Annotated in this window: 31 protein-coding genes and 1 pseudogene; 16 read left to right on the top strand and 16 right to left on the bottom strand. The window is 70.1% G+C overall.

Features of this window, described 5'->3' with window-relative positions:
* Window positions 1-107, bottom strand: a pseudogene (locus V6M45_RS06670) (electron transfer flavoprotein subunit beta/FixA family protein); the annotation flags it as partial.
* A 123-nt stretch (window positions 108-230) separates the two neighbouring features.
* On the opposite strand from V6M45_RS06670, the gene V6M45_RS06665 reads away from it, so the two are divergent.
* Window positions 231-563, top strand: a complete 333-nt coding sequence (locus V6M45_RS06665; RefSeq protein ID WP_332654866.1) for a hypothetical protein — start codon at window positions 231-233, stop codon at window positions 561-563.
* A gap of 2 nt (window positions 564-565) precedes the next feature.
* On the opposite strand, the gene V6M45_RS06660 is transcribed toward V6M45_RS06665, so the two are convergent.
* Window positions 566-1,138 carry a cob(I)yrinic acid a,c-diamide adenosyltransferase gene (locus V6M45_RS06660; protein ID WP_332654865.1) on the bottom strand — a complete coding sequence of 191 codons (573 nt, stop codon included), beginning with the start codon at window positions 1,136-1,138 and terminating at the stop codon, window positions 566-568.
* 4 nt (window positions 1,139-1,142) lie between these two features.
* Window positions 1,143-1,349, bottom strand: coding sequence for a twin transmembrane helix small protein (locus V6M45_RS06655; RefSeq protein ID WP_332654864.1), 207 nt, complete (start codon window positions 1,347-1,349; stop codon window positions 1,143-1,145).
* Window positions 1,350-1,489: 140 nt separating this feature from the next.
* On the opposite strand from V6M45_RS06655, the gene V6M45_RS06650 reads away from it, so the two are divergent.
* Window positions 1,490-1,705 carry a hypothetical protein gene (locus tag V6M45_RS06650; protein ID WP_332654863.1) on the top strand — a complete coding sequence of 72 codons (216 nt, stop codon included), beginning with the start codon at window positions 1,490-1,492 and terminating at the stop codon, window positions 1,703-1,705.
* A 99-nt stretch (window positions 1,706-1,804) separates the two neighbouring features.
* On the opposite strand, the gene V6M45_RS06645 is transcribed toward V6M45_RS06650, so the two are convergent.
* Window positions 1,805-3,193, bottom strand: a complete 1,389-nt coding sequence (locus V6M45_RS06645) for a serine hydrolase domain-containing protein (RefSeq protein WP_332654862.1) — start codon at window positions 3,191-3,193, stop codon at window positions 1,805-1,807.
* A gap of 386 nt (window positions 3,194-3,579) precedes the next feature.
* Here V6M45_RS06645 and V6M45_RS06640 point away from each other — a divergent pair, with 386 nt between their 5' ends.
* On the top strand, window positions 3,580-4,302 hold the full coding sequence (locus V6M45_RS06640) for a PepSY domain-containing protein (protein WP_332654861.1): 723 nt from the start codon (window positions 3,580-3,582) through the stop codon (window positions 4,300-4,302).
* Here V6M45_RS06640 and ahcY read toward each other — a convergent pair.
* A complete protein-coding gene (ahcY, locus tag V6M45_RS06635) occupies window positions 4,299-5,690 on the bottom strand; it encodes an adenosylhomocysteinase (protein WP_332654860.1) in 1,392 nt (463 codons plus the stop codon). The two genes, V6M45_RS06640 and ahcY, sit on opposite strands and share 4 nt — an antisense overlap.
* Window positions 5,691-5,878: 188 nt before the next feature.
* Here ahcY and V6M45_RS06630 point away from each other — a divergent pair, with 188 nt between their 5' ends.
* From V6M45_RS06630 to V6M45_RS06620, 3 genes are all read left to right on the top strand, one after another.
* Window positions 5,879-6,826: a pepsin/retropepsin-like aspartic protease family protein gene (locus V6M45_RS06630; protein ID WP_332654859.1), complete on the top strand. Its 948-nt coding sequence runs from the start codon at window positions 5,879-5,881 to the stop codon at window positions 6,824-6,826.
* 147 nt (window positions 6,827-6,973) lie between these two features.
* The gene (bioB, locus tag V6M45_RS06625) at window positions 6,974-7,969 is read left to right on the top strand and encodes a biotin synthase BioB (protein WP_332654858.1); all 996 of its coding nucleotides are present in this window, start codon (window positions 6,974-6,976) and stop codon (window positions 7,967-7,969) included.
* Between the two features lie 34 nt (window positions 7,970-8,003).
* A complete protein-coding gene (locus V6M45_RS06620; protein ID WP_332654857.1) occupies window positions 8,004-8,378 on the top strand; it encodes a Tat pathway signal protein in 375 nt (124 codons plus the stop codon).
* Between the two features lie 57 nt (window positions 8,379-8,435).
* On the opposite strand, the gene V6M45_RS06615 is transcribed toward V6M45_RS06620, so the two are convergent.
* Window positions 8,436-9,410 carry an ABC transporter ATP-binding protein gene (locus V6M45_RS06615; RefSeq protein ID WP_332654856.1) on the bottom strand — a complete coding sequence of 325 codons (975 nt, stop codon included), beginning with the start codon at window positions 9,408-9,410 and terminating at the stop codon, window positions 8,436-8,438.
* A 150-nt stretch (window positions 9,411-9,560) separates the two neighbouring features.
* On the opposite strand from V6M45_RS06615, the gene V6M45_RS06610 reads away from it, so the two are divergent.
* The 4 genes from V6M45_RS06610 (at window position 9,561) to V6M45_RS06595 (ending at window position 13,005) form a co-directional block, all read left to right on the top strand.
* On the top strand, window positions 9,561-9,815 hold the full coding sequence (locus tag V6M45_RS06610; RefSeq protein ID WP_332654854.1) for a hypothetical protein: 255 nt from the start codon (window positions 9,561-9,563) through the stop codon (window positions 9,813-9,815).
* 61 nt (window positions 9,816-9,876) lie between these two features.
* Window positions 9,877-10,116, top strand: coding sequence for a zinc-finger domain-containing protein (locus V6M45_RS06605; RefSeq protein WP_332654853.1), 240 nt, complete (start codon window positions 9,877-9,879; stop codon window positions 10,114-10,116).
* A 52-nt stretch (window positions 10,117-10,168) separates the two neighbouring features.
* Window positions 10,169-12,037, top strand: a complete 1,869-nt coding sequence (cobT, locus tag V6M45_RS06600) for a cobaltochelatase subunit CobT (protein ID WP_332654851.1) — start codon at window positions 10,169-10,171, stop codon at window positions 12,035-12,037.
* Window positions 12,034-13,005 (top strand): esterase-like activity of phytase family protein, encoded by a 972-nt coding sequence (locus tag V6M45_RS06595; RefSeq protein ID WP_332654850.1) that lies wholly within the window; start codon window positions 12,034-12,036, stop codon window positions 13,003-13,005. Before cobT ends, V6M45_RS06595 begins: the two co-directional genes overlap by 4 nt.
* On the opposite strand, the gene V6M45_RS06590 is transcribed toward V6M45_RS06595, so the two are convergent.
* Genes V6M45_RS06590 through V6M45_RS06580 form a run of 3 tightly spaced genes read right to left on the bottom strand, consistent with a single transcriptional unit; the run spans window position 12,989 to window position 14,729 of the window.
* Window positions 12,989-13,591, bottom strand: a complete 603-nt coding sequence (locus V6M45_RS06590) for a demethoxyubiquinone hydroxylase family protein (RefSeq protein ID WP_332654849.1) — start codon at window positions 13,589-13,591, stop codon at window positions 12,989-12,991. The two genes, V6M45_RS06595 and V6M45_RS06590, sit on opposite strands and share 17 nt — an antisense overlap.
* Window positions 13,569-14,102 carry a disulfide bond formation protein B gene (locus tag V6M45_RS06585; RefSeq protein ID WP_332654848.1) on the bottom strand — a complete coding sequence of 178 codons (534 nt, stop codon included), beginning with the start codon at window positions 14,100-14,102 and terminating at the stop codon, window positions 13,569-13,571. The genes V6M45_RS06590 and V6M45_RS06585 overlap by 23 nt, the downstream gene beginning before the upstream one ends.
* Window positions 14,103-14,153: 51 nt before the next feature.
* Window positions 14,154-14,729, bottom strand: a complete 576-nt coding sequence (locus tag V6M45_RS06580; protein WP_332654846.1) for a YqaA family protein — start codon at window positions 14,727-14,729, stop codon at window positions 14,154-14,156.
* Between the two features lie 152 nt (window positions 14,730-14,881).
* Between V6M45_RS06580 and V6M45_RS06575 the strand changes: the two genes are divergently transcribed.
* From V6M45_RS06575 to rplS, 5 genes are all read left to right on the top strand, one after another.
* Window positions 14,882-15,322: a VOC family protein gene (locus V6M45_RS06575; RefSeq protein ID WP_332654845.1), complete on the top strand. Its 441-nt coding sequence runs from the start codon at window positions 14,882-14,884 to the stop codon at window positions 15,320-15,322.
* A 1-nt stretch (window position 15,323) separates the two neighbouring features.
* Complete coding sequence (locus tag V6M45_RS06570) at window positions 15,324-15,944, top strand: DUF6655 family protein (protein WP_332654867.1); 621 nt, start codon at window positions 15,324-15,326, stop codon at window positions 15,942-15,944.
* Between the two features lie 79 nt (window positions 15,945-16,023).
* Window positions 16,024-17,880 (top strand): DUF885 domain-containing protein, encoded by a 1,857-nt coding sequence (locus V6M45_RS06565; RefSeq protein ID WP_332654844.1) that lies wholly within the window; start codon window positions 16,024-16,026, stop codon window positions 17,878-17,880.
* 81 nt (window positions 17,881-17,961) lie between these two features.
* Window positions 17,962-18,726: a tRNA (guanosine(37)-N1)-methyltransferase TrmD gene (trmD, locus tag V6M45_RS06560; protein WP_332654842.1), complete on the top strand. Its 765-nt coding sequence runs from the start codon at window positions 17,962-17,964 to the stop codon at window positions 18,724-18,726.
* A 1-nt stretch (window position 18,727) separates the two neighbouring features.
* The gene (rplS, locus tag V6M45_RS06555) at window positions 18,728-19,156 is read left to right on the top strand and encodes a 50S ribosomal protein L19 (RefSeq protein ID WP_324797698.1); all 429 of its coding nucleotides are present in this window, start codon (window positions 18,728-18,730) and stop codon (window positions 19,154-19,156) included.
* 63 nt (window positions 19,157-19,219) lie between these two features.
* Here rplS and V6M45_RS06550 read toward each other — a convergent pair whose 3' ends face one another.
* From V6M45_RS06550 to V6M45_RS06520, 7 genes are all read right to left on the bottom strand, one after another.
* Window positions 19,220-19,705 carry a PA2169 family four-helix-bundle protein gene (locus V6M45_RS06550; protein WP_332654841.1) on the bottom strand — a complete coding sequence of 162 codons (486 nt, stop codon included), beginning with the start codon at window positions 19,703-19,705 and terminating at the stop codon, window positions 19,220-19,222.
* A 61-nt stretch (window positions 19,706-19,766) separates the two neighbouring features.
* Window positions 19,767-20,264: a hypothetical protein gene (locus V6M45_RS06545; RefSeq protein WP_332654840.1), complete on the bottom strand. Its 498-nt coding sequence runs from the start codon at window positions 20,262-20,264 to the stop codon at window positions 19,767-19,769.
* Between the two features lie 97 nt (window positions 20,265-20,361).
* A complete protein-coding gene (locus V6M45_RS06540) occupies window positions 20,362-21,174 on the bottom strand; it encodes a tryptophan 2,3-dioxygenase (RefSeq protein ID WP_332654839.1) in 813 nt (270 codons plus the stop codon).
* Window positions 21,175-21,205: 31 nt separating this feature from the next.
* Window positions 21,206-21,463: a hypothetical protein gene (locus V6M45_RS06535; protein ID WP_332654838.1), complete on the bottom strand. Its 258-nt coding sequence runs from the start codon at window positions 21,461-21,463 to the stop codon at window positions 21,206-21,208.
* A gap of 74 nt (window positions 21,464-21,537) precedes the next feature.
* Window positions 21,538-21,921: a YdbL family protein gene (locus tag V6M45_RS06530; protein ID WP_332654837.1), complete on the bottom strand. Its 384-nt coding sequence runs from the start codon at window positions 21,919-21,921 to the stop codon at window positions 21,538-21,540.
* Window positions 21,921-22,109, bottom strand: a complete 189-nt coding sequence (locus V6M45_RS06525; RefSeq protein ID WP_332654836.1) for a YnbE family lipoprotein — start codon at window positions 22,107-22,109, stop codon at window positions 21,921-21,923. Before V6M45_RS06525 ends, V6M45_RS06530 begins: the two co-directional genes overlap by 1 nt.
* Before the next feature lie 79 nt (window positions 22,110-22,188).
* Window positions 22,189-25,398, bottom strand: a complete 3,210-nt coding sequence (locus V6M45_RS06520; protein WP_332654835.1) for an intermembrane phospholipid transport protein YdbH family protein — start codon at window positions 25,396-25,398, stop codon at window positions 22,189-22,191.
* 444 nt (window positions 25,399-25,842) lie between these two features.
* Between V6M45_RS06520 and V6M45_RS06515 the strand changes: the two genes are divergently transcribed.
* The coding region (locus tag V6M45_RS06515; protein WP_332654834.1) for a M23 family metallopeptidase at window positions 25,843-26,789 on the top strand (947 nt) is incomplete at its 3' end.

Genomic DNA, 26,789 nt, shown 5'->3' with positions numbered 1-26,789 from the left:
TTCATGCTCATCTTGACGTTGGCCAGATCGACGCCGGTCTGGTCCGCCTTGACGCGGGCCTTGACGTTATAGTCGATCACCCGTTTGACGGGGACGAGTACCTTCATTGCGCTGTCCATGAGATGGCCGGAATGTGCGGGCAGGGAATGGAACGCCTGTCCCGGCCTGTCAACGTAACGCCGCGTCAACGGGCCGCGGCCCTGTGTCCCGATCAGAAACGGAAGTCATCGATGCACCGCCTGCTGACCATGAAGCGACTGAGCGTGCTGTTCCTCGCGACCTTCGCCGTGCTGCTGGGCGGGGTGTTCGCCTATCAGGCCCTGGTGGTCGCGCCGGGAGACCGCTGCGAAGCCGGCGGCGGGTGGTGGGATGCCGAGAGCGGGATCTGCGCCACGCCGATCTCGATCGCCGAAATCACCAAACGGCCGATCGGGCAGAGCCGGGCCGAGGCCTCCGACGCCAAGAACCGCGAACTGATCGAACTGGAGGACCGGCTGCAGGCCGCCCGGGCCGCCCGGGACGCCGAGACCGAGCGTCAGCGCCAGGCCCTCGCGGGGCAGTAGACTCAGCGCGTCGCGCCGGGGATCCATTTGACGTCGTCGGCGCCGTTCGCATTGGCCCGGCGGGCGGCCACGAACAGGTGGTCCGAAAGGCGGTTCAGATAGCGGACCGCGACGGGCGAAATGTCGCGCCCGGCCTCGCGCGCGCGGATGGCGTCCCGCTCGGCCCGACGGGCGACGGTGCGGGCCAGATGCAGATGGGCGGACAGGGGCGAGCCGCCGGGGAGGATGAAGCTGTCGAGGGCCTTCAGGCTCTCGTTCATCCAGTCGATCTCCTGCTCGAGCCGCTCGACCTGGCTGTCCTGGATGCGCAGGGCCTCCCATTTCGGCGGGGGGTCGTGCGGGGTGGCGAGGTCGGCGCCGAGGTCGAACAGCTCGTTCTGGATCCGGCCCAGCATGGCGTCGATGCGGTCGTGCTGGCCCGAGTGCAGCCGCGCGACGCCGACCACCGCGTTCAGCTCGTCGACCGAGCCGTAGGCCGCGACCCGGGCGTCGGTCTTGGACACCGGCGCGCCTGAGGCCAGCCGCGTCTCTCCGCCGTCGCCGGTCTTCGTATAGATGCGGTTGAGGACGACCATGCGGTCAGGCTCCGTGCGTCGATTTCCACCACATGGCGACGACCAGCAGAACCACGGCCAGGGCCTGCAGGGCGACCCGGAGCCGCATCAGCTTGTTGGAATGCGAGCGCGCCTCCGGCCCGGTCCGGTAGAGTGAGCGAATGCCGAAGCCGAGGGTGATGGCCACCGCCGCGATGGCGAGGATGATCAGGATGTCGAATACGGTTCCCATGACGGGTTTCTAGGCCCCCGCCGGGCGGAGCGCCAGTCGCGGCCGCCGCGACCTTCTGACGGCGTCGGCAAACTGTCGGAAAGCCGTCACGGGAACGAGTCCTCGCCCGGGTAGTTCAGGGCGCCCAAGGCGAGGAACTCATGGACCGCTACTACTGCATCGTCGGCACGGCCGAAGACCCGGTCGCCGAATTGTGCGTGCTGGACGCGCAGGACGACGGAACGGCGCGGGACCGTGCGCTGACGGTCGCCGGGGACGTGGGCGGCTGGGAACGCGTCAGCGTCTACGCCGGCGAACGGATGGTCGGCTGTGTCGAACGCGCGGCGGAGAGATCGGGGTTGCGGCTGGCGGCGTGAGCGCAGGGGGCCCGCGGACGTTTGCAACCGGTGGAAAGCGCCCGGTCGCCCATGGATGGAAAGCGGAACCTGGTGATTCTGCCGGAGCGACGGTCAGCTCTAACTCCCGTCGGCGGCGCCGGACGGCGGTTGAGCGACAGCCGCCGCCAGCAGAGCGCCGGCTACGGCTTGCGCCGCCGGTGCGTCATAGTTGCCGAGCACGGCGTAGGACCAGCCGGTTTCCCGGACGATCATGGCGTCCGCGTTGATGCCCGAGTTTGGACCGCCGCCGCTGTGTCCCACCATCCTGCGCTCGCCGACGGGTATAATGGTGAAGCCCTTTCCGTACCGGTTCTGCCCGTTGGGCTCGGCCGTCAGCAGAGCCTCAACCATGGCCGGCGAGACCAGCCGCCCTTCGCGGAAGGCGTTGAGGAAGCGGGTCATGTCGCGGGTCGTGGAATAGGCGCCGCCGGACGGCCCGCCGCGGTCGAGGAGGAATGGGGCGTTCGACTCCCGCGGCAGGACCCCCAACGCATCGTCGGCCCCATAGCGGTACCCTTGAGCGGTATTGGCCGCCAAAGGCCCCGGTCGGTCGAAGGCTGTGTCCGCCATGTCCGCACGATCGAACACCTCCCGCTGGATCACGTCGTAATAGCTCTGGCCCGTCACCGCCTCGATCACCGCCCCGAGCACCGTATAGCCCTCGTTGCTGTACCGCGACTGGCTGCCGGGCGCGAAGGCCAGCGGCGACGCCGCGATGTCGGCGAGGGCGTCACTCACGCGATCCGGGTCCCGGTCCGTGGACGCCGTCGGCTCCACATAGGGCAGGCTGATGCCAGAGGTGTGACTCAGCAGGTGGGCGATCGTGATCGCCTCGGCCGCGGCGCGGTCGGGATAGTCCGGCAGGACGTCGATCAGTCGCGACTCGAACCGAAGCCGCCCGTCCTCGACCAGCCGCGCGATGGCGACGGCGGTGAACATCTTGCCCATGGAGCCGATGTGGAACCGGGTGGTCGCGGCGTTCGGGATCGACCGGCCGACGTCAGCCATGCCGGCTACGGCGTCTCCGACCGGCCGTCCGCGGTCCGCCAACAGCGCGGCCCCTGAAAACTCATCCAGCCCCGCCCCAAAGGCCACCCGATCCGTGACGAGGGCGGCCAGCACTGCCTCATCCGCCGGCTGCCGGACAAGAGTTCCAGTATAGGCGGTCGGCCACACGGCGATCACGAAGTCATCTGCGCGGTCGGACCCTGCCGGATCGGCGAACAGACCGAACCGGCGAAGCTTGTCGCCATTGCCGGTTTTGACCCACACGCGCAGCTCGCGGCTGGCCGTCGGCGGATCAATCCGCTCCAGCACCAGACCGCCCGAAGTTCGCGAAATCCGGCCGAACCAGTCCCGCCAGCTGTCCGCACCCTTGGTGGGTTTCAGGATGGCGTGGGTCTGGATCCAGCTCTCCAGCGCTTCGCCTCCCCCGGCATTGATCGCCGCGATCAGCGCGTCGACCATGGCTTTCTGCCCTGGCGTGACGGCCGTCGCCGCAGCCGGCGGACTGGCGGCTTGCGCGACGACCGATTGCGGAGCCAGTCCCACGAGCAGCGCGGAGAGACAAATGGCGGCGCGATATGACATCCGGGTGGTCCTGGGTGATCAACGGGCGCAGCCAGCCTTGGAAGGTTTCGAGGCGGAATTACGCCCGTAAAGCACCGCTCGTCGAAACCTTGTCGCCTGGTTGAACCGGGAGACGCTCATGTGGAGAGGCTGCGGAGTTGGTGTGCCGGCATCGCTGCAGCGTGAGTCGGGGTCGGGAGGCGTCCACCCCGCAGCGGAGAGCGGACATTACGGTCCCGTCGTGCTAGCGCGCTGAGACCCCTGCGCAGCGAGCGAGCCCCCTGGTGAAGATATTCCGCTGGTCGAGCCAGTTTCACAAATGGCTGAGCCTCGTCGTCGGGGTGCAGATTCTGTTCTGGGTGGGCGGGGGTCTGGTGATGACCCTGCTGCCGATCGAGAAGGTGCGCAGCGAGCACCGGGTCGCCGAGGCGCCGGCGACGGCCCTCGACCCGGGCGGCCTGATGGGGGCGGCCGAGGCGGCCCGCGCCGCGGGCGTGGCCGCCTTCAGCAAGGCGGAGATCCGGACGACGCGGCGGGGTCCGGTCTGGACCCTGACGCCGGTCGAGGGCGAGCCGGTCACCGTCTCGGCGGTCGACGGCCGGGCCCTTCCGCCGCTGGACGGGCGCGAGGCCCGGCGGCTGGCCGCCCTCGCCTATTCGGGACCGGGGACGCCGGTCGCCGCGACCTTCCTGCCCGAGGCCCCGGAAGAGACCGGCCGCAAGGGGTCGCTGTGGCGGGTGGATTTCGATGATGCGGAGCGGACGAGCTTCTATCTGTCGCCCGAGACCGGAGAGGTGCTGACGCGGCGATCGGAGCTGTGGCGGTTCTTCGACCTGATGTGGCGGCTGCACGCCATGGACTGGGACGACGGCGAGGACTTCAACCACCCGCTGATCGTGGTCACGGCCGCGGCGGCGACGATCGTCGTCCTGTCCGGATTCGTGCTGCTGTGGTTCCGCATGCGGCCCGCCCGCCGGCGACGGCGGACGGGCGACCGCGAGGCCTAGTAGCGGTAGTGGTCCGGCTTGAACGGGCCGCTGGTCGGGACCGAGATGTAGTCGGCCTGTTCCTTCGACAGGGTCGTCAGTTTCGCGCCGAGCTTGCCGAGGTGGAGCATGGCGACCTTCTCGTCGAGATGCTTGGGCAGGACGTAGACCTGGTTCTGGTACTGCGCCTTGTTGGTCCACAGCTCGATCTGGGCCAGGGTCTGGTTGGTGAAGCTGGCGCTCATGACGAACGACGGGTGGCCGGTGGCGTTGCCGAGGTTCACCAGACGGCCTTCCGACAGCAGGATGATCTTCTTGCCGTCCGGGAATTCCACGTGGTGGACCTGGGGCTTGATCTCGTCCCACTTGAAATTCTTCAGGCCGGCGACCTGAATCTCGGAATCGAAGTGGCCGATGTTGCAGACGATGGCGTTGTTCTTCATCGCCCGCATGTGGTCGACGGTGATGACGTCCTTGTTGCCCGTGGCGGTGACGAAGATGTCGGCGTCGGGGGCGGCGTCCTCAAGGGTGACGACCTCATAGCCTTCCATCGCCGCCTGCAGGGCGCAGATCGGGTCGATCTCGGTGACCTTCACCCGGGCGCCGCCCTGGCGCAGCGAGGCGGCCGAGCCCTTGCCGACGTCGCCGTAGCCGCAGACCACGGCGACCTTGCCCGACAGCATGACGTCTGTGCCGCGGCGGATGGCGTCGACGAGGCTCTCACGGCAGCCGTACAGGTTGTCGAACTTGGACTTGGTGACGCTGTCGTTGACGTTGATGGCGGGGAACGGCAGTTCGCCGCGCTCGGCCATCTGGTACAGGCGGTGGACGCCGGTGGTGGTCTCTTCCGAGACGCCGCCGATGGCGTCGCGGATGGCCGAGTAGAAGCCGGGCTTCTCCTTCAGATACCGCTTCATCACGGCGAAGAGGGCTTCCTCCTCCTCGTTCTGCGGATTGGCCAGGACCGAAATGTCCTTCTCGGCCTTGGGGCCCAGCACGCACAGCAGGGTGGCGTCGCCGCCGTCGTCGAGGATCAGGTTCGGATAGCCGCCGTCGGCCCATTCGAAGATCTTGTGGGCGTAGTCCCAGTACTCGACCAGGGTCTCGCCCTTGGTGGCGAACACAGGCGTGCCGGCGGCGGCGATGGCGGCGGCGGCGTGGTCCTGGGTCGAGAAGATGTTGCACGAGGCCCAGCGGACCTCGGCGCCGAGGGCTTCCAGGGTCTGGATCAGCACGGCGGTCTGGATGGTCATGTGCAGGGAGCCGGCGATGCGGGCGCCCTTCAGCGGCTGGCTGGCGCCGAACTCGGCCCGCAGCGCCATCAGGCCCGGCATTTCGGTTTCGGCGATGGCGATTTCCTTGGCGCCGTAGGCGGCAAGCGAAATGTCGCGGACGATGTAGTCGGTCATGAAAGCCTCTGGAAAGTCTTCGGGCGCGGCGTCGGGCGCTTCTCTGGATGGGCGCCGCTATAGCCCGACGCCCGTCGGGGGGCAATGAACATATAAGGATATCCTTATATGAAGCTTCGGACAGACTCCGTCGTCCGGCTCGCGGAGCGCCGGTTTCCATGCCAACCTCCGCGACCGGGAGGAGCGTGATGACGGCAACCGGACCAAGCCGCCGCCTGGTGGGCGGCGCACTGCTCGCGGCGCTGGCCGCGCCGGACGCGGCGCTGGGCAGGAGTCTGGCCCAGGAGCCCCGGGTCGACGAGTTCCGGGCGGACCAGACCACGGACCGGGTGCGGCGATCGACCGTGCCGGTCTTCATCAACGGCCAGGGGCCGCTCCGCTTCGCCGTCGACACGGCGGCCAGCGCCTCGGTCGTCGCCGGCGATCTGGTGGAGCGGCTGGGCATCGCGCCGGCCGGCGAACTGGACATGCACACGGTGATCGGGCTCGAGCGGGTGACGGCCGTGCGGGCCCGCACCCTGTCGAGCGGGTCGCTGTCCGTGGGCGGCGCGCGGATGGCGGTGGGGTCGCGCCCCGGCCTGATCGGTCTGGACGGCCTGCTGGGGCTCGATCTGCTGGCGGAGCAGCGGCTGGTCATGCGGTTCCGGGGACAGGGCCGGTCGTCGATCAACCGGTCCCGGCCGGATCATGATCAGTTCCTCGGCGTGGTGCGGCCGCGGGTCCGGTTCCAGCCGCCGCGGGGCGGCGGGGCCGAACTGATGGTGGTCAACGCCCTGGTGCGCGGCCAGCCGGTGCAGGCGGTGGTCGACACCGGGGCCCAGGTGACCCTGATCAATCCGGCCCTGGCCGAGGCGGCCCACGCCCGACCGTTCCAGAGCCGCACGGCCTCGACCGGGGATGCCCTGGTGCAGTCGCCGACCGGCCGGGCGGCGCTGGCCCAGGCCATGGTGGTGTCGGCGGTGCATTTTGACGAACTGGTGCTGGATCGGCTGGCCGTGTTGATGGGCGATTTCCATATCTTCCGCCTGCTGGGCCTCGAGAATACGCCGGCCATGCTGATGGGGGTCGACGTGCTGGGCGTGTTCGAGCGGGTGGTGATCGACCTGAAGCGCGGCGAGATCATCATGGACGTCTAGCGAAATCGCTCTTGATGGACGCCGTCCGTCAAGATCCAGATTTCGCTCATCGCTTCTGGACCATTTTTTGGATTTCAGGTCGAAACGACCTGAAGCAAAAATGGTCGTGGGGTTGCGGGGCCGCGCGGCCTGCGTCAGGGAAACGGGATGACCCGTGACCTATCGATCCCCCGCCACGACTGGACCCTCGAGGAGGTCGAGGCTCTGTTCGCCCGGCCGTTCATGGAGCTGGTGTTCGAGGCCGCGACCGTGCACCGGCGCTGGTTCGACCCGTCCGAGGTGCAGAAGAGCCAGCTGCTGTCGATCAAGACCGGCGGCTGCGCCGAGAACTGCGGCTACTGCTCGCAGTCGGCCAGTTTCGACACCGGGCTGAAGGCCGAGAAGCTGATGGACGCCACGGCGGTGTTGGCCGAGGCGATGGCGGCCAAGGCCGGCGGGGCCAGCCGCTTCTGCATGGGCGCGGCCTGGCGCGAGCTGAAGGACCGCGACACGCCGAAGCTGGCGACCATGATCGCGGGGGTGAAGGCGCTGGGGCTGGAGACCTGCGCGACGCTGGGGATGCTGACGGCGGATCAGGCGCGGCAGCTGAAGGCGGCGGGGCTGGACTACTACAACCACAACCTCGACACCGGGCCGGAATACTACGCCGAGGTGGTGACGACGCGGACCTATCAGGACCGGCTGGACACGTTGGCCCATGTCCGGGATGCGGGCATGAGCACCTGCTGCGGCGGCATCGTCGGCATGGGCGAGGCGCGGCGGGATCGGGCCGGTCTGCTGCATGCGCTGGCCACCCTGCCCGAGCATCCCGACAGCCTGCCGGTCAATGCGCTGGTGCCGGTGACGGGCACGCCGCTGGGCGACCGGGTCAGGCGGGAGGGCGAGATCGATCCGATCGAGTTCGTCCGCACCGTCGCCGTGGCGCGGCTGGTCTGTCCGAAGGCCATGGTGCGGCTGTCGGCCGGGCGCGAGACGATGAGCCCGGAGATGCAGGCACTGTGCTTCCTGGCGGGGGCCAACTCCATCTTCGTCGGCGGTCGGCTGCTGACCACGCCCAACCCGGAACAGGACGAGGACGCGGCCCTGTTCGCCCTTCTGGACCTGAGGCCGATGGAGCCAAAGGCCATCGAGGCGGCGGCGTAACCGGGCCTTAAGCGCCGCGTGCCAGCATCGCGGCATGGACAGACGCGCCCTGCTTGGACTCAAGGAATCCGCCGTGAAGACGGGCGGCGGAGGCGGGGCGCCGGAGCCCAGCTATATGCGGCTGCCGACCGTCACCGCCAATGTGCGGCGGGCCGGCGGCGGGCGCGGGGTGATGACCGTCGAGACCGGACTGGATACGCCGAACCCGGCCCTGCGCACGCGTGTGACCCAATCGGCGCCGCGCCTGCGGGCGGCCTACGCCGCCGTGGTGCAGCAGGCCGCCAACGGGCTGCTGCCCGGCGCTCCGCCGGACGTGGAGCGGCTGGTGGCGCAGCTTCAGGCGGCGACCGACCGGACCCTGGGCCGGGCGGGTGCGCGGCTGCTGATCGGGACGGTGATGGTGGTCTGAGGCATCAGGGGGGCCGAGCCTGAAGTCAGCGACGAGCCTGTTCCTGCTGCCTGTTACCTAATCCTTGGTCGGATCCGCCTGCGCCGCGTCGCCGTAGGTCAGCGCCAGGAACACGTCTTCCAGATCCGGATCCTCGGTCGAGATGTCGGCGATGGTGACGCCGGCGGCGCGGACGGCGGCGAGGACCTGCTCCACCGAGGCCTGGCCCTTCTTGTAGGTGACGGCGAAGGCGCCGTTCGGGCGGGCGACGGCCTCGAATCCCTTGAGGGTCGGCAGGCCGTCGAGCTCGCCCTCGGGCGTCACGATGACGTTGCGGGTGTCGAGGCGGCGCAGCAGCTGGGGCGTCGGCTCACAGGCCACCACCTGGCCGCGGTTCATGATCGCGATGGTGTCGCAGAGCTCCTGGGCCTCTTCCAGATAGTGGGTGGTCAGCAGGATGGTCACGCCCTCGGCGTTGATGCGGCGGACATATTCCCAGAGCTGGCGGCGCAGCTCGACGTCGACCCCGGCGGTGGGCTCGTCGAGGATCAGGATCGGCGGATTGTGCACCAGCGCCTTGGCCACCATCAGGCGGCGCTTCATGCCGCCAGACAGCGCGCGGACATAGGCATGGGCCTTGTCGCTGAGGCCGAGAGCGGCGAGCAGTTCGTCGGAACGGCGCTCGTTGGCCGGGACGCCGTAGAAGCCAGCCTGGACCTCCAGCGCCTCACGCGGGGTGAAGAAGACGTCGGCGACGATCTCCTGCGGCACCACGCCGAGGGCGGCGCGGGCGTCGCGCGGCTGTTTGTCGATATCGCGGCCCCAGATCTCGGCCGTGCCGCCGGTCTTGTTGACCACCCCGGCGAGGATGTTGATCAGGGTCGACTTGCCCGCGCCGTTGGGGCCCAACAGGCCGAACATCGAGCCGCGCGGAATGACCAGGTCGACGCCGCGCAGGGCGACCTTGGGCGGGGCCTTCTTCGTCCCGGCGTAGGTCTTCTCCAGCCCGTGAACCTCGATGGCGTTGACGGGCAGCGGGTCGTGTTCGGTCATGGGCGGCTTTCAGCGGAGCGGTTCGCCTAGGTAGGCGCGGCGCCCGCCAAGACCAAGCCCTGGCGGCTGCGTGTCAATGACGCTTGACAAACGCGAGTGAATGTCTAGTTTCCTTGTCATTATGCACAGCGTGCTTGACGGAGAAGCGAGATGCCCCGCACCAAATTGATCGGCTGGAGCGCCTTCGGGGTCTGCCTGCTCGGCTACGGCGCCTTCGCCGCGGCCCTGCTGACCTACAAGCTCGGCCATATCGAACTGCGCGAGGCGCTGATCTACGGCGGGCCGGGGGCCGTGGTCGGCGAGATCGGCCTGTGGGTCGCGGCCGGCTGTCTGGGCTGGACCCTGTTCAAGCGGCGCAAGGCGCTGTTCGACCGGATGTTCGGCCGCAAGCCGCGCGAGGTTTGACGGCGGGGCCCTCCCCGCCTAGGAAAACCGACCGACGCGCCCCCCAGCCCCAAGGTCGATCATGCCGCCCCGCCATCCCGATGCGATCATCCCGCCGCCGGAAGAGATCGTGGTCTCGACCAAGCGCGTGGCCTGCGACGGCGGCGGCGGAGCCCTGGGTCATCCGCTGGTCTATATGGACATGGGCGAGGACGACTTCGTCGAGTGCGCCTATTGCGACCGCCGCTTCGTGCTGTCGGCGCATCCGAAGCCCGAGAGCGAATATCTGAGCCCCGCCGCCCGGCCGCCCGAAGCCCACTGATCCCGCTGTGGCGCCGCTTTCCAGAGCGCCGCGGACAGGCTAACCGGACGTCATGGCATCCGCCGAGACACCCGCCGAAATCTTCAAGCGCGCGCTGGCCAACGCCGCGCGCGCGCTGGCGGAGCAATCGGAGCTGGAGGTGCAGTTCGGCACGGACGGGCCGAGGCTGGCCGACGGCGTCCTGACCCTGCCCCATCCGCCGCGCGATCCCGCCGGGCCCGAGAGCGCGACCCTGCGCGGACAGGCCGACCGGCTGGCGCTTCGGCTGGCCAACCACGACGAGACGCTGCACGCCCGGCTGCGGCCCGCTGACAGCAAGGCGGCCGAGGTGTTCGAGGCGGTGGAGCAGGCGCGGGTCGAAGCGGTCGGCTCCCAGTCCCTGGCCGGGGTTCGCGCCAATATGAACGCCGCCCTGCTGACCCGGCTGGAGCGCAGCGGCGCGCTCAGGGTGACGGAGGCGCAGCGGGTTCCGGCGGCCGAGGCGGTGGCCCTGCTGGTGCGCGAGCGGCTGACCGGGCAACGGGCGCCGGACGGAGCCGGGGCCATGCTGGATCTGGTGCGCGCCGATCTGGAGGCGAAGGCGGGGGCGAAGATCGACGCCCTGGTCGATGTGGCCGACGATCAGGACGCCTTCGCCGTGCGGCTGAGAGACGTGCTGCGGGCCCTGGATCTCGATCCCGGCGACGGCCGCGGCGACGACGCCTCGGACGACAGGGGCGAGGACGAGCCCGATCCGCAGGAGCCGGAGCCTGCGGAGGATCAGGACGAGGAGGAGGACGCCGGGGGCGGCGAGGGCCAGTCGATGGACGGCTCGAGCGACGACCGGACCAGCGGCGAGGAGCGCGACGCCCGTCCCGACGGCGCGCCCGCCGATCCCGACGGCGACGCCTCCGACGAAGGGCCGGAGCTGAACGAGGGCGCAATGCCCAACCGGCAGGAGGTCGGCGACGACGGTCGCCGGATCGACGCCTATCGCGTCTTCACCACCGCGTTCGACGAGACCATCGACGCCGCGGAACTGTGCGATCCGAACGAGCTGGAGCGGCTGAGGGCGCTGCTGGACCAGCAGCTGACGGCCCTGTCGTCGGTGGTGGCGCGGCTGGCCAACAAGCTGCAGCGGCGGCTGATGGCGCAGCAGAATCGCAGCTGGGCCTTTGATCTGGAAGAAGGCGTGCTGGACACGGCCCGCCTGACCCGGATCATCACCGATCCGACCAGCCCGCTGAGCTTCAAGGCCGAGAGCGAGAGCCCGTTCCGCGATACGGTGGTGACCCTGCTGCTGGACAATTCCGGCTCGATGCGGGGGCGGCCGATCATGGTGGCGGCGGTCTGCGCGGACATCCTGGCGCGGACGCTGGAGCGGTGCGGGGTCAAGGTCGAGATCCTCGGCTTCACCACCCGGGCGTGGAAGGGCGGACAGGCGCGCGAGGCGTGGATCAGCGCCAGCAAGCCGGACAATCCGGGGCGGCTGAACGACCTGCGCCACATCATCTACAAGTCGGCCGACGCGCCCTGGCGGCGGGCCAAGAAGAACCTCGGCCTGATGATGCGCGAGGGGCTGCTGAAGGAGAATATCGACGGGGAGGCCCTGACCTGGGCGCATGAGCGGCTGCTGGGACGGCCCGAGGCGCGGCAGATCCTGATGGTCATCTCGGACGGCTCGCCGGTCGACGATTCGACCCAGTCGGCCAATGCGGCCCTGTATCTGGACAAGCACCTGCGGCAGGTGATCGAGGAGATCGAGACGCGCTCGCCGGTCGAGCTGATCGCCATCGGCATCGGCCACGACGTGACCCGCTGGTACCGCCGGGCGGTGACCATCGTCGATGTCGAGCAGCTGGGCGGGGTGATGATCGAGAAGCTGGCCGAGCTGTTCGACGCCGAGCCGAAGGCGGCGCCGAAGCGGCGGCGGGCGGCGTGAGGTTCGCCCGGCCCGCGGCGCTTGTCGCGGCCCTGCTGCTGTCCGCCTGCGCGACGACGGCGCCGGCGCCGGTCTGGACGGGCGACCACACAGGATGGACGGCGGCCGAAGCTGACGTGCGGCCGATCGGCCTGGGGATTCCCGGCGGCGCGGCCCTGGCCAAAGGCGTGGGGTTCGCGGGCGGGGTGCAGGTGGTGCTTGAGGCCGGCTCGCCGCTGCACAGCCTGTCGGACCTGAAGCTGATCGACGGGGATGATTTCGTCTCGGTGAGCGACGCGGGCGACCTTGTGCGCGGGCGGCTGCGGCTTGACGCGGGCGGGCGGCTGACCGGCGTGGAGGGGCTGCGCTGGCGGCGGCTGGCCCTGACGGACGGATCGCCAATCGCGGACAAGGCCGATGGGGACGCGGAGGGGCTGCTCCTGCTGGCCGACGGGCGGGTGGCGGTGGCCTTTGAGCGCCGTCACCGGCTGTGGGCCTATGAGCTGGAGAGGCCGGGCGCGCCGGAGCCGCTCCCCTCGCCCGAGACGGCCTTCGCGCTGAACGACGGAATGGAAGGCGTCTCGACGGCCCCGGACGGCTGGAGGGTCGCCGGAGAGTCCGGCGGCGTCTGGGATTGCGGCGCGGCGGGCTGCCGGGGCGTGGTCGCCCCGCCGGCGGAGCCGGTTCCCGACAGCGAATACCGGATCACCGGCATGGACCGGGACCCGGGCGGCGACGGCTTCTGGGTGGTCGAACGCCGCTTCCGGCCGCCGGTGGACGTGCGCGGCCGCATCAGACGGATGGCGGCGGACGGGACGATGGGTCCGGCGCTGGTCGAGCTGAGCCTGCCCTCGACGGTCGACAATTTCGAGGGGATCGCGGCGGTGCGCCATGGCGACGGGGTGAGGCTCTACATCCTGTCGGACGACAACGGCAGCGAGCGACAGCGCACGCTGCTGCTGGCGTTCGACGTCAGACGCGCTCGCTGATCTTGATCGCCGCGCGGCAGCCCGCCTTGATGACCGAGGACAGCAGCCGGTAGCCCGGGGCCTCGCGACTGCCGTGGGCGACGGCGTGGTCGTGGTGGGCCAGCTCCTCGTCGCGGAATTTCGTCAGCTCCGCGGCCAGGTCGGGGTCGCGATCCGCGAGCTCGGAAATCTGATCGGCGTAGTGCTCCTCGATCACGCTCTCGACCGCCTCGGTGCAGGCGTGGGCGGCCTTCTCGCCCAGCAGGGCCGTGCCGGCGCCGAGGCCGAGCGCGGCCAGGCGCCAGACCGGGGTCATGACCGTGGGGCGGACCCGCTCGGCGTTGAGCAGGGCCTCGAACCGGGCGAGGTGGACCGCTTCCTGATCCTGCATCTCGCCCATGTCGGCGGCGATGGCGTCCTTGCCCCGGCGGCCCTCGAACACGGCCTTCTGGGCCCGGTAGATATGGACCGCGGCGTATTCGCCGGCGTGGTCGACGCGCAGGATCTCGGCCCGGCGGCGCCGGCTCGCGCCCCGGCCGGGATGGGACAGGCGCACCGGGCGCGCGGCCGGATCGGGAGCGGGTTCAGGGTCGGGGCGCACGGGCATCCTTGGGCCTCTTGGCGGCGAACAGGCTGAACACCGCAAGCGCGGTGGAGATCAGCACGTTCCATCCTGCCATGCTGAGGCCGAGGAAGCGCCACGTCACTGCGTCGCAGAGGACCGCGCGCGGCGCCGGGCCGGTGCCGAAGGCGATCGCCGCCAGCTTCTCGAGGTCGACGTGACCGCCGCCGGCGCAGGCCGCCGGCAGGGTCCACCAGTGGTTCTCGCCGCCCATGTGGAACAGGGCGGTGATCGCGCCGGTGGTGAAGACCACGGCCAGCAGGAAGGCGGCGATGCGCGGCGTGCCGCGGCTGCCCCGGCTGACCAGATGCCAGAGGGTGGCGACGAGGGCGATGGCGACGGCGCCCCAGTAGACCTCGCGCTGCTTGAGGCAGAGGTTGCAGGGCGCGAGGCCGGCGAACCGTTCGAACGCATGCGCCGCCGCCAGCATCGCCAGGGAGGCGGCGAGGGCGAAGGCGGTCCACCAACGCGTCAGGAGTCGATATAGCTCTCTCATCGGACGACGTTCATAGCGGGGCCGGAGCCCGACGTCGATGAGGCTCGCCCGTCAGAGAAGCTTGACCGCTACGACGGCGCCGACCAGCACCACGATGCCGATGATGCTCCACATGGCGAGGCGTTTCTCGACTTGGGCCAGCATGGCCGGACCCCAGCGCCGCAGCACCCAGGCCTCGAGGAAGAAGCGGGCCCCGCGCGTGACCACCGAGGCGGCCACGAAGACCGGGAAGCTGAACGCCGCCAGACCCGAAGCGATGGTCACCAGCTTGTAGGGGACGGGGGTCAGGCCCTTGATCAGGATGACGGCGAGGCCCCAGCGGTCGAACCAGTGCTGGAACTCCTCGAGGCCGTCGGCATGGCCGAGGATGCTCATCAGCCACAGCCCCAGATCGGTCAGATAGAAGCCGATGGCATAGCCGAGGATGCCGCCCAGAACCGAGGCGACGGTGCAGACGAAGGCGTAGAAATAGGCCTTCTCGGGCCGCGCCAGGATCATCGGCGCCAGCATCACGTCGGGCGGAACAGGGAAGAATGAGCTCTCGGCGAAGGAGATGACGGCCAGGGCCGGCGTGGCGTGACGGTGGCGGGCCAGCGAGAAGACCCAGTCGTAAAGCTTGCGAAACATGCGATTCCCGGCGGAGGGCCTGACGGCGCCTGAGCCCCGGCTCTAGCAGGGGCGGCGGCCCCGCGCACCTGCCGAAACAGGCCGTGAGTCGCGGTCGCGGCCATCCGTCGCTATAGAGGAGCCCTCCCCGCCTCCCCCGGGACCGGAACGCCATGCGCTATCTGCACACCATGGTCCGCGTGACGGACCTCGACGCCTCGCTTCGCTTCTGGTGCGACCTGCTGGGTCTGCAGGAGGTGCGCCGGATGGAGAATGAGGCGGGGCGCTACACCCTGGTCTTCCTCGCCGCCCCGGCCGACCGGGCGCGCTCCGAGGCCGAACGGTCGCCGGAAGTGGAGCTGACCTTCAACTGGGATCCGGAAACCTACGACGGGGGCCGCAATTTCGGCCACCTGGCCTACAAGGTCGATGACATCTACGCCGCCTGCCAGAGGCTGATGGATGGCGGGGTGACGATCAACCGGCCGCCGCGCGACGGGCGCATGGCCTTCGTCCGCTCGCCGGACGGCATCTCCATCGAACTGCTGCAGGAGGGCGAGCCGCGGCCGTCCGCCGAGCCCTGGGCCTCGATGCCCAACACCGGGAGCTGGTAAGCTGAGACACCTGACGATCGCGGCCCTGGCGCTGGCCGTTCCGCTGGCGCTGGGCGCCTGCGCCTCGACGTCCGAGACCCATCCGTCGCGCACGGCGACCGAGCAGCTGCTGGTGGCGCGCGCCGCCGACCGCGCGGTCGAGGGCCTGACCCTGCCGATCCCGCGCGGCACGAGGGTGTTCGTCGACGACGCCTATTTCCGGGCCGAGAACGCCCCCTATGCGGTCAGCGCCATCCGGGCGGCCCTGTCCGAGGCGGGCTATTCTCTCGCCCCCTCGAAGCAGGAGGCCGCCGCCGTGCTGGAGCTGCGGGCCGGGGCGCTGTCGCTGGAGCAGATGCGTCGCGTCTTCGGCCTGCCCGAGATGCGGGTGCCGATCAACGACAGCTTCAACGTCGTCTCGATCCCGGAGCTGTCGGTCTACAGCCGCCGCGACCGCGTCGGCGTGGCCGAGTTCTCGGGCTTCCTCTACGAGCCGACCACCGGGGCGCCGCTGGGCGCTGTCGTGCCGATGACCGGCGAGTTCCGCATCCGCAGCCACAAGCTGCTGATGATCGTGGCCTGGGGCCAGCAAAGCGTCGAGCCCGGCGAACGCGACCCGGGCGACAGCTGGCGGGAGTTCTAGGGGGCGTTACGGGGGCGTAACTTGCGCCGCGCTCCACGACCGTCGATGGTCCCGGGCTGAGTTTTCCGGGAGGGTTTCCATGCGTCGTCTGCTCGTTTCCACCGTCTGCGCCGTCGCCCTGCTGGCGGGGCCGCACGTCGCGGCGGCGCAGGACGCCCCCGCCGGGCACGCGCAGCACCATGCGCAACCGGCGGCCGAGGCGCAGAGCGAGGACGCGCGGCTGGCGGCCTTCTTCGAACAGGCGTTCCAGGAGCGGATCGCCCTGTCGCCGCAATCGATGACCGCGCTGGGGATCAAGCGGGACTACGACAAGCTGGACGACACAACCGACGCGGCGGCCGATCGGAGCCTGGCGCTGATGGAGCGTCAGGTCGCGCAGCTGAACGACCAGTTCAATCCGAAGGCGCTGAGCGACGAGAGCCGGATGTCGTGGCGGCTGTTCGAATACGGGGTCGAGCAGGCGCGGCTGTCGAACCGCTGGCGCGACTGGGGCTATCAGTTCGCGGCGAACGGCAATCCGACCACCGGCCTTCCGGTGTTCATGATCAACAACCACCGGGTCGACAGCGTCGAGGACGCCGAGGCCTATGTGGCGCGGCTGAAGGACTCCGAGCGGGTCATGGGCGAGATCGCGGCCGAGCTGCGCCAGCGGGCGGCTGCGGGGGTCATCTCGCCGAATTTCGTGTTCGAGCCGTCGATCGCCAACACGCGCAACATCATCGCCGGGGCGCCGTTCGACGACGGGGCCGACAATCCGGTGTGGGCGGATTTCCAGAAGAAGGTCGCGGCGCTGCAGACGGATGAGGCCACGAAGGCGCGGCTGCTGGCCGCGGGGCGCGAGGCGCTGACCGGCGAGTGGAAGCGGGGCTATGAGCATGTGCTGACGGCGCTGGCCGAGGTGCAGCAGCAGGCGGCGGCCATGCCGGACCGGGACGGCGGCGTGTGGCGGCTGCCGCAGGGCGAAGAATTCTACAACGCCCGCCTGCGGCTCTCGACGACGACCGACCTGACGGCGGAGCAGATCCACCAGATCGGGCTGAACGAGGTGGCGCGGCTGCAGGGCGAAATGCAGACGATCATGGACCAGGTCGGGTTCGAGGGTTCGCTGCAGGAGATGTTCGCGCATCTGAAGACCGATCCGCGCTTCCAGTATCCGAACACGCCGGAGGGCAAGGAGCAGTATCTGACCGACAGCCGGGCCTTCATCGCCCAGGTGATGGCGGTCGCGCCGCAGTGGTTCAGCGACCTGCCCGAGGCGGCGCTGGAGGTGCGGGCGGTGGAGCCATGGCGCGAGGCGACAGCCTCGATCGCCTTCTACAACTCGCCGGCGCCCGACGGCTCGCGGCCGGGCATCTACTACGTCAACCTGTCGGACATGACCCAGGTGCTGAAGCCCCAGATCGAGGGCATCAGCTATCACGAGGGCGCGCCGGGCCACCATTTCCAGATCGCCTATGCGCAGGAGATGCAGGGCCTGCCGTCGTTCCGGCGCTTCGGCGGCTACGGCGCCTACGCCGAGGGCTGGGGCCTGTACGCCGAGCGGCTGGGCAAGGAGATGGGCTTCTACCAGGACCCCTATTCGGACTTCGGCCGGCTCTCGACCGAGCTGTGGCGGGCGGTGCGGCTGGTGACCGACACCGGGCTGCACGCCAAGCGCTGGAGCCGCGAGGACGCCATCGCCTATTTCCGCCAGAACTCGCTGCTGAGCGAGCGCGACATCGTCAAGGAGGTGGAGCGCTACATCACCAATCCGGGGCAGGCGACCAGCTACAAGATCGGCGAGCTCAAGATCATGGAGCTGCGTCAGCGGGCGCAGGCGGCGCTGGGAGAGCGGTTCGACATCCGCGACTTCCACGCCGTGGTGCTGGGCTCGGGCTCGGTGCCGCTGGACGTGCTGGAGGACCAGGTGGACAGCTGGATCGCGTCACGCCGGTAGGGCGCTGACGCTCGCGACGCGGTCGCTCGCTGCTTGAGCGCGGTTCGCTCCGGCGGCGGGTTTGCTGTATGAGCGCGCGCCATGACCGCCCGCCCGCCCTTCACCGTCACCGTCCTGACCATGTTTCCCGAGGCCTTTCCGGGGCCGCTCGGCGTCTCGCTGATCGGCACGGCGTGGCGCGAGAAGGGGCTGTGGAGCCTCGAAACCCTTGACATCCGGGGCTTCAGCGAGGATAGGCGCGGCTTCCTGGACGACACCCCCGCGGGTGGCGGACCGGGAGCCGTGCTTAAAGCGGACGTGGTGGCCCGGGCGCTCGACAGCGTTTCTGGTCCGCAACGGCCGCTTTTGTACATGAGCGCCCGGGGTCGGCCCCTGACCCAGGCGCGCGTCAAGGAATGGGCCAGGGCGGACGGGATCACCGTCCTCTGCGGCCGGTTCGAGGGGGTGGATCAGCGCGTGCTGGACGCGCGCGGGTTCGAGGAGGTCTCCGTCGGAGACGCGGTGCTCGCCGGTGGCGAGGCTGCGGCGATGGTGGTGATCGAGGCGTGCGTTCGATTGATCCCCGGGGTCCTGGGCCAGGCCGAAAGCCTGAGTTCGGAAAGCTTCGAGGACGGCCTTCTGGAGCATCCGCAGTACACGCGACCGCGGACGTTCGAGGGGCTGGAGATACCCGAGGTGCTTCTGTCGGGCGACCACAAGAAGGTCGCACAATGGCGCGAAGAGCAGCGGGAGAAGACCACGCGGGAGCGGCGGCCGGACCTCTGGGCGGCGCATCTCGCAAAGACGACCGCGGAGCCTGACTCCGCCAAATCACAGGTAAAGAGCGCAAAAGCTCGAGGAGAATGACATGAACATCCTGCAGACGATCGCAGCCGAAGAAAAAGCCCGCCTGATCGCCAAGCGCGAGATCCCGAACTTCCAGCCCGGCGACACGCTGCGGGTCATGGTCAAGATCAAGGAAGGCGAGCGCGAACGCATCCAGGCCTTCGAGGGCGTCTGCATCGCCCGCGCCGGCGGCGGCGTGAACGAGAATTTCACCGTGCGGAAGATTTCCTTCGGCGAAGGCGTGGAGCGGGTGTTCCCGATCCTGTCGCCGAACATCGACTCCATCGAGGTCAAGCGTCGCGGCGTCGTGCGGCGCGCCAAGCTCTATTACCTGCGCGATCGCCGCGGCAAGTCGGCCCGGATCGCCGAGAAGCAGACGGTCCGCGCGCCCAAGGGCGTCGTCGTTCCGGAAACCGGCAAGGCCGAGGGCCCCGCCGACACCGAAGCGTAAGCCGCTTCGCGAAGCTGAATTGACGAAGGCCCCGGTGCAGACCGGGGCCTTTTTCGCGTCCGGCTAGTGCGGATACAGGGAGTTGCCCGCGTCGCGCCGGCTTTCCAGACTGTGACGGAGCTCATGCACCTCGTCGCGTCCGCCGCTGACCCGGGAATAGGCCCGGCGAATGGTCTCGCGGGTCGTGGCGGAGATCCGGCTGTCCTCAAGGGCCTTTTCGAAACGGGTCCGCACCGCGTCCTCGGCGATTTCGACCGCGCCGACCAGGCCGGTCTCGTCCCGCATCAGGGCGTGTTTGACGTCGGCGAAGGCGCGCTGGGCCTTGGCGAGGATCGAGCCCTCGGCGGCGGGGTCTCCGCCCAGGGCCCGGACGGTCGACTGCAGCTCCTCGGCGACCTGGCGGCGCTCAAAGCTGCGGCGTCCAAACAGGTCGCGATGACCCGGATCATCGGTCTCGCCGGAGGCCAGACGGTAGCCGTCGGCGCTGTCGATGGCGGTCTGAATCAGACCGTTCAGGACGTGGATGTCGTGGTGATTGGCGTTGGACATGACGGGATTCCCGCTTGTTCTCTGCCGCTTAAACCCCGCCGTGACCGGGTTGGTTGCCTCGTCAGCCGGCCGGGCCCTCCCGGCAACGCTCCGTGAAGGCCGCCAGCGCCTCCGGCCGGGTCGCCTGAAGGGGGCCGACGGACTGGGCGCCATAGACCGCCCGGACCGGCGCGCCGCGCGCCAGCCGGTCGAGCAGATCGCGGTCGACCGGGCCGCCGCCGGTCACCCCGGGACCCGGCGCTTCGAGGTCCGCGACATGGGCGAAAGCCTCGTCGCCGGCCCCGAGGGTCAGCCGGTCCTCGCTTCCGATCGGCTCGAATCCCGGCACGGTGATCTGCAGCTGTCCGTCTCCGCGACAGGCGAGCCGGAGGCGCTCCCGGCTGGTCCCGTCGACGAAGGCGAGCTGGTCCGGGGCCTCCGCCGGCTGCGTCTCCGCCGGCGGGGCCGGCGGCGCCTTCGAGGGCGCGGGCGGCGGCCCGGCCGGACGGTTCTCCACCGGGGCCGGATCGCAGGCAGCGAGCGCGAGGAGTGCAGGCAGGACGGTCGCGAGACGGTTCATGGGGGCTCCTCGCAAAGGGAAGCAGGCGCCCGCACAACCGCCGCGGTTCGCCGTGGGTTGCAGCCTCGCCCAGCGAAGGATCGGCCGCCAGCCGGGCTCAGAGTTTGGTGCGCAGCGACCACAGCTCGGGGAAGCAGCGGCGCTGCAGGGTCTCGGTCAGATAGGCGACGCCCTCGGTGCCGCCGGTGCCGCGGCGGCGGCCGATGATGCGTTCGACAGTGACAACGTGCTTGTGCCGCCACGTCAGCAGGGCGTCGTCGAGATCGACCAGCTTCTCGGCCAGCTGGTAGAAGGGCCACCATCGGGCGGTGTCGCGGTAGACCTCGAGCCAGGCGGCCTCGACGCCTTCGGACGCCTCGTACGGCCGGCTGACGTCGCGGTTCAGCACTTCGGACGGCACAGGCAGGCCGGCGGCCGCCAGCTGGGCCAGGGCGTCGTCGTACAGGCTGGGCGCGTCCAGCGCCGCCTTGAGCGCGGCGTGGGCGTCGGGCCGCTCCTCATGGAAGCGCAGGAAGCGGTCGTCCTTGAGGCCGAGCATATATTCGAAGCGCCGGAACTGGTCGCTCTGGAACCCGGAGGACGAGCCGAGCACGCCCCTGAAGCGCAGATAGTCCGCCGGCGTCATGGTGGCGAGGATGTCCCAGCTCATGGTCATCACCGCCTGGATGCGGCTGATGCGGGCGAGGCTCTTGTAGGCCGGAACCAGATCACCGGCGCGGACCAGCGCCTGGGCCTGGGCCACCTCGTGCAGGATCTGTTTGAGCCACAGCTCCTTGGTCTGGTGGATGACGACGAACAGCATCTCGTCGTGCTCGGACGAGATCGGATGCTGCGCGGCCAGCAGGTCGTCGAGGGCCAGGTAGCCGGCGTAGGTGATCACGGAGGCGGGCGTGTCGGAAGCGTCAGTCATTCGCGACCTATCGCCTGCGACGGGGTCCGGCTCAAGGCTTGTCCGGGGTCGTGACGTCGGCGCTGCCCGTACGGTCGGCGCGGTCGTCCCAGCCTTCGCTGTCGGACCGGAAGGCGAGGGCCATCAGAATCCAGGCGAGGGCCACGGTGCCCAGAATGCCCAGCGACAGGGCGATGAAGCCGTGGATCGGCATGGAGCCGCCGCCGATGGCCGTCCACGCCCAGCTGATGCCTGCGATCGACGCGACGGCGACGCCGACAGCGATGAGGGAAGTGCGAAAAAGGGTCATCCTGCACCCTACCCCGGGCGCGGAGTCCGACACACCCCCGTAGAACTACGGGGCTCGCAAACCGTCGCAGGCGATCAGCGCTGGACCCACTGGCCCTGGGCGTTGCGGTACCACTGGCCCGAGCTGATGCGCGGCAGCACGATGGTCTCGAAGGCGCGGGCGGAGGCGACTTCGGTTGTGGTTCCGGCGGTCCGGGCGCTGTTGGCGTAAGCCTCGCGCCGGGCGTTGTTCGTCACCGTCACGGCCTGCGTCAGGGCCGGATCGGACGAGGGCTGGCGGAAGCCGAGATAGCCGTCGGCCTGTTCGCCCACGGTTCCCTGAGCCTTGGCGGCGTCGATCATCGCCTTCTGCCCCGCGGTCTGGGCGAAGGCGGCGCCGGCGGCGACGCCGAGAGCGGCGACGGCGGCGGTGATGACGAAGAGCTTGCGGAAGGACATCATCGGAAGCGGCTTTCGCATCAGAACAGGTTCGGGTTCTCGACGAGGAGGTCCTGAAGCTCCTTGTCGAGACGGATACGGACGTCGGCGTCCAGCTTGGCGTAGATCTGGATCGGATCGACCTGCAGCCGGACCGTGGGCGTGCAGGCGCTCGCGCCGACGGCGGCGATCAGGCCGATCAGGGCGAGGCGTGCGGGCGTCCGGGTCATGCGGGGGTCTCCGGTATTGATCTGCGACGATCTAACGCCGCACAGGGTGAACGGGTTCTGAACGGCCGGGAGGGCGCGATCAAGGCGTGGGCACGGGGTCCGTCCGCTCGGGCGCCGCGGCTGCGGCGGACGGGGCGCCGTTGCGGGCGCGGTTCAGCTCCAGCAGGTCGCCGATCAGCTGGTTCAGGTTGAGGGTGGTGTCGAGCGTCAGGTCGATTCCCGTGCCCGACGGCAGCGGCAGTTCGCGGTTGAGGAATTCGCGGCTGATGAACTCGGCGATGCTGATGCGCAGCTCCTGGTGCTGCGGCGGATCGTGGCGGCCCCGGATACGGAACAGCACCCCGATGCGGCCCTCGTCGAGGCTGTTGACCTCGGCCGAGAGGATGTCGAACGACAGGTTCTCCATGGCCTGGTAGGCCAGGTCCTGCACTGTGTTCGGAGGCACGCCCTCGCCGCCCCCGCCGGCCTCCAGACCGCTGAGGGCCTCGCGCTGGATCGACAGGCGGCCGGGCTGGACGGCGGCGAGGGTCCCGCCGGCGATGCGGATGCCGGCTTTCGGATCGGAGGTGAACGGCAGACGGCCCGAGACCACGGCGTCCAGCGCCACCTTGTCGCCGAAACCGGAGCCGGCGATGACCTCGCCCAGCTGGACCTTCTCCAGCACGATGACGCCGCTGAAGGGCTGGCTGCGGTCCAGCGGCAGGGCGAAGGGCTCGAGGCGGATGACGCCGCCGGCCACGGTCAGATCGCCGCCCTCGACGGTCACCGCGGACTTGTCGAGACCGAAGGTCAGTTCGATGTCGGTCAGGGGCGCGACGGATTCGAGCAGGTCGGCGGTCAGTCGCTGGCCGGGGGCGGTGACCAGCGGGGCCAGGCTGATGAAGTCGACGGTTCCCTTCAGCCCTTTCACCGGGCCGGCCGGGCTGACGAAGTCGAGGTCGGGGATGGTCAGGCGGCCGGAGCTGGAGCCCTCGGCCTCGGCCAGCCAGTCGACGCGGCCCTGGAAGGCGACCGATCCGGTCGCTGGAGAGGCCGCGAAATCGCCGGCCAGCGGGCTGAGATCGACCGGCTGCAGGCCGCCCTCGGCGAACACGATGGACGGGGCGTGGATGGTCAGCCCCCCGGCGCCCGACGGACCATCATGGGCGAGAGTCAGGGCGCCCAGCGCCATGCCGTTGCGGGACAGGTCGAAGGCCCCGGTCCAGTCCTCGTTCGCCAGCGTCGCCGAGCCGGCCGCGGTGAGCGGGTTGAAACGCAGCGGGGCGGTGGCGTCCTCGACGGTCGCGCGGTCGACGCGGGTCTCGAGACCGAGGCCGGATGGACCGCCCGTCGCCGCGAACCGGCCGGCGGCGTCGCGGAAATGCAGGGCGAGGAAGGGGGCCGAGGCGTCGAGACCGGCGAGGGCGCCGTCGGCCCGCCAGCGTCCGCCGGCGATGCTGACCAAAGGGCGATCAATGGGGCAGGCGCGGCCGGACACGTCGACGACATCGTTCTCGCCGAGCTCCAGCCGTTCGACAGTCAGCGGCGTGCACCCCGCCGCCACATAGGTGATGCGACCGCCGGACGAGGTCAGCCGTCCGCGGGTGTCGAGCGAAATCCCGCGCGCCAGCTCGAAGTCGAGGGCGGCGCGACCGTCGAGGTCTGCGGTGAAGCCGTCGGGCGTCAGCCGCCAGGCGGGGATGGCGAAGCTCGCCTCGGGCAGGCCGCGGCCGCGCGTCGCTGTCAGGGCGAGGGCGCCGCCGCCCGACTGTCCGCGCGCGGCGGCGAAGATCGGGCCGTTGCCGGCGCGGAGCGTCAGCACGCCGCCATTGGCCGGGCTGAGGGTGGCGGCCCGGTCGAGCGTCACCCGGGTCCCGCCGTCGCCGGACACCAGGGTGAAGGCGGGAATGTCGACCGCGAAAGCGCCAAGAGCGCGCTTCATCTCCGCCAGATCGGCCCCGTCGTCGCCGGCCGCGGGGCCGAACAGCGGCCAGGCGCCCCGGGCGGCGCGCAGTCCGCCGGAGACCCGCAGACGCAGACCCCCATCCGACACGAGCTCGAGATCGGCGCCGCCCCGGGCCGCGGTCAACGACAGGTCGCCCCAGCCGAGCCGATCCGCGGCGAGACCCAAGGGGCCGTTGACCTCCACGGCGGAGTCACGGCCCCCCGCCGTCAGCCGGGCTGATGTCAGCGTCACCCCGGAGCCGTCCAGCCCGGCCCCCACGGCGCGGGCGGCCGAGATCCGGGCGGGGCCGTCGATGCGCCAGCCGAAACCAGCGTCGTCCCGGGCGAGAACGGCGCGGGCGTCGGTCCAGCGCAGGGCCGCCGCTGTCGCGTCCACATCCGGACCGTCCAGCCGGGCCGCGCGGAAATCGGCGTCGGCCGCGCCCTCGACCCGGAAGGTCTCGAGCCATCCCGTGGTCTGGCCGTCGAAACCGACCCTGGCGACGGCGTCGCGGGCTGTCATGTCTCCGGTGTTCAACCGGGCGGCGACGAGGCCGATGTCCACCCGGGCGCGTCCGTCGCCGCGACGGCGCTCCAGATCGGGATAGGGCAGATCGCCCGTCAACGTCAGGCGGGCGTCCGCCCCCGCGAAACCGGGAAGGGCCGCCCTGTCGGCGGAGGCCACGGCATTCACGGCCACGCGGTCGCCGGTCGTGGTGACGGCGAGGGTGGCGGCGAAGGCGCGCGCCTCGATCCCGCCGCTCTTGAGGTCGGCCGCGGGCATCCGGCCGCTGAGCCGGATCAGCTTGCCGTCGTCGATGCGCGCGTCGCCGAGGATCGCGACCGGGCCGTATTCGGTATCCAGGCGCACCCTGCCCTGCTCGACCAGCACCAGCGGCCCGCGGGAGTCCGGCCGCGGCGGACGGCCCGCGAACCGCTCGACCAGCGGATCGAGGCTGCCGACCGAGAATTTCCCGTCCCGGAACGAGGCGCGAAGCACGGGCCGCAACAGACGGATGCGGCTGGGGGTGACGCCCAGCCCCGCCTTCGACCAGGGCGCGCCGATGGCGTAGTCGACCTCGACCCGTTCGATCACAGCGTCGGGATTGCGCGGATCGCCGATGCGGACGCTGGCGACAAGGCCGTCGAGCTCGATCCGCTCGATCTCGACCTCGGCGGGGACGCCCTGACGCTCGAGCCAGCCGACGAGGACCTGGCGGGTGGCGGCGCGGCGGTTGAGATAAAGCAGTCCCGCCAGCACGATCAGGACGCAGACGGCCACGCCAAACCCGAGCAGCAGGCGACGGGGGCCGCCGCCCTTTCGCGCAGGCGCCCGGACGGGGGCGGAGGCGGGGGCGTCGCTCATGCCGTGACCTTGACGATGAACAAACGGGACTCCTGAAACAGCACAGCAGGCGTGACTGGGGAAACACAGCACAGTGGCGCATCAGCCACTTTGAATGCAGCAAGGGCGATATCAAGGCGGAGGCGGCGAACTGCTCCCGAAACCTGCACGAAACGCCGTCAATACACTGTTCGATCCCCGCGATAAGCTGCCGTTCGGCCCGGGCTTTACCGTTGGCGATTTCACCGGTTAACGGTCTGTAACGAACTCGCTTCCCATGATGGGAATGTCGGGCTATAGGGCCTGTCTCGCGTCGGGGGGCTTCTCCAGGCGCGATCCTTGCTTTTAGTGGCTTGGGCGCCGGTGGGCGTCGTCATATATCGGGGACCGATGGCTCAGTTCGATCCACGTCGCCAACCGATGCGGCTCGCGCCTCACGCTCTCACGGCGGTCGCGGCGCTCTCGGTGGCTCTTCTTGCCGGACGCGTATATCAGCCCGCTCAGGCTGAAGAAGTTCCCGCCCTGACTCCCGCACAGCTCGCCGCCATCGAGGCGCAGGCGTTCGCCGCCGCGGGCACCCCGGCCGGCCTGACCGCCCCGGAAGCCATTCCCGTCCAGATTCGCCGCGGCGAAACCTTCGAGCAGGCCGTGCGCCGCACCGGCATCGCGCCGGAAGAAGCCTCCGCCGTCGCCGCCACCCTGTCCAACGCCATGGACATGAGCGAGATCCGCGCCGGCCTCCGGTTCGAGACCGCCATCGCCAAGCCGCGCGGCGGCCGCGGCGACCCCCGCCTGATCGGCCTGACCATGCGCACCGGCCCGGCCAGCCAGGTCACTGTGTCGCGCACCTTCGACGGCGCCCTGCGTCTTCGCGCCCTCGAGGAAAAGGTCACCCACGAAATCGTCGTGCTGAACGGCAAGGTCGAGGGCTCGCTGTCCCGTTCGGCCCAGCGCGAGGGCGTCCCCGCCGCCGTGCGCCGCAGGGCCGGCCAGCTGTTTTCGCACAAGTTCGACATGGACCGCGACATCCGCGCCTCGGACGACTTCACCTATGTCTACGGGCGGACGGTGACCGAGAACGGCCGCACCATCGGCACCGACGGCCTGCTGTACGCAGAGCTGAAGGGCGTCGCCTTCTACCGCTTCCAGCCCGCCGGGGCGAAGGAGCCGCAGTATTTCGACGCCACGGGCAAGAACACCCGCTCGGCCTTCATGCGCACGCCGCTGGAGCGCGGGTTCCGCGTCTCGTCGTCGTTCGGCTTCCGTCGCCATCCGATCGCCGGCTATCGCAAGATGCACCAGGGCATCGACTTCGCCGCCGGCACCGGCACGCCGGTCGTGGCCCCCGCCGACGGCGTGGTGGTCGAGGCCCGGCGCTGGGGCGGCTACGGCAACTGGCTGCGCATCCGCCA

This window comes from Brevundimonas sp. (assembly GCF_036676055.1).
Classification (GTDB): Bacteria; Pseudomonadota; Alphaproteobacteria; order Caulobacterales; family Caulobacteraceae; genus Brevundimonas.
The sequence above is the reverse complement of the archived record's forward strand: the minus strand, read 5'-3'. Positions and strand labels throughout refer to the sequence as shown.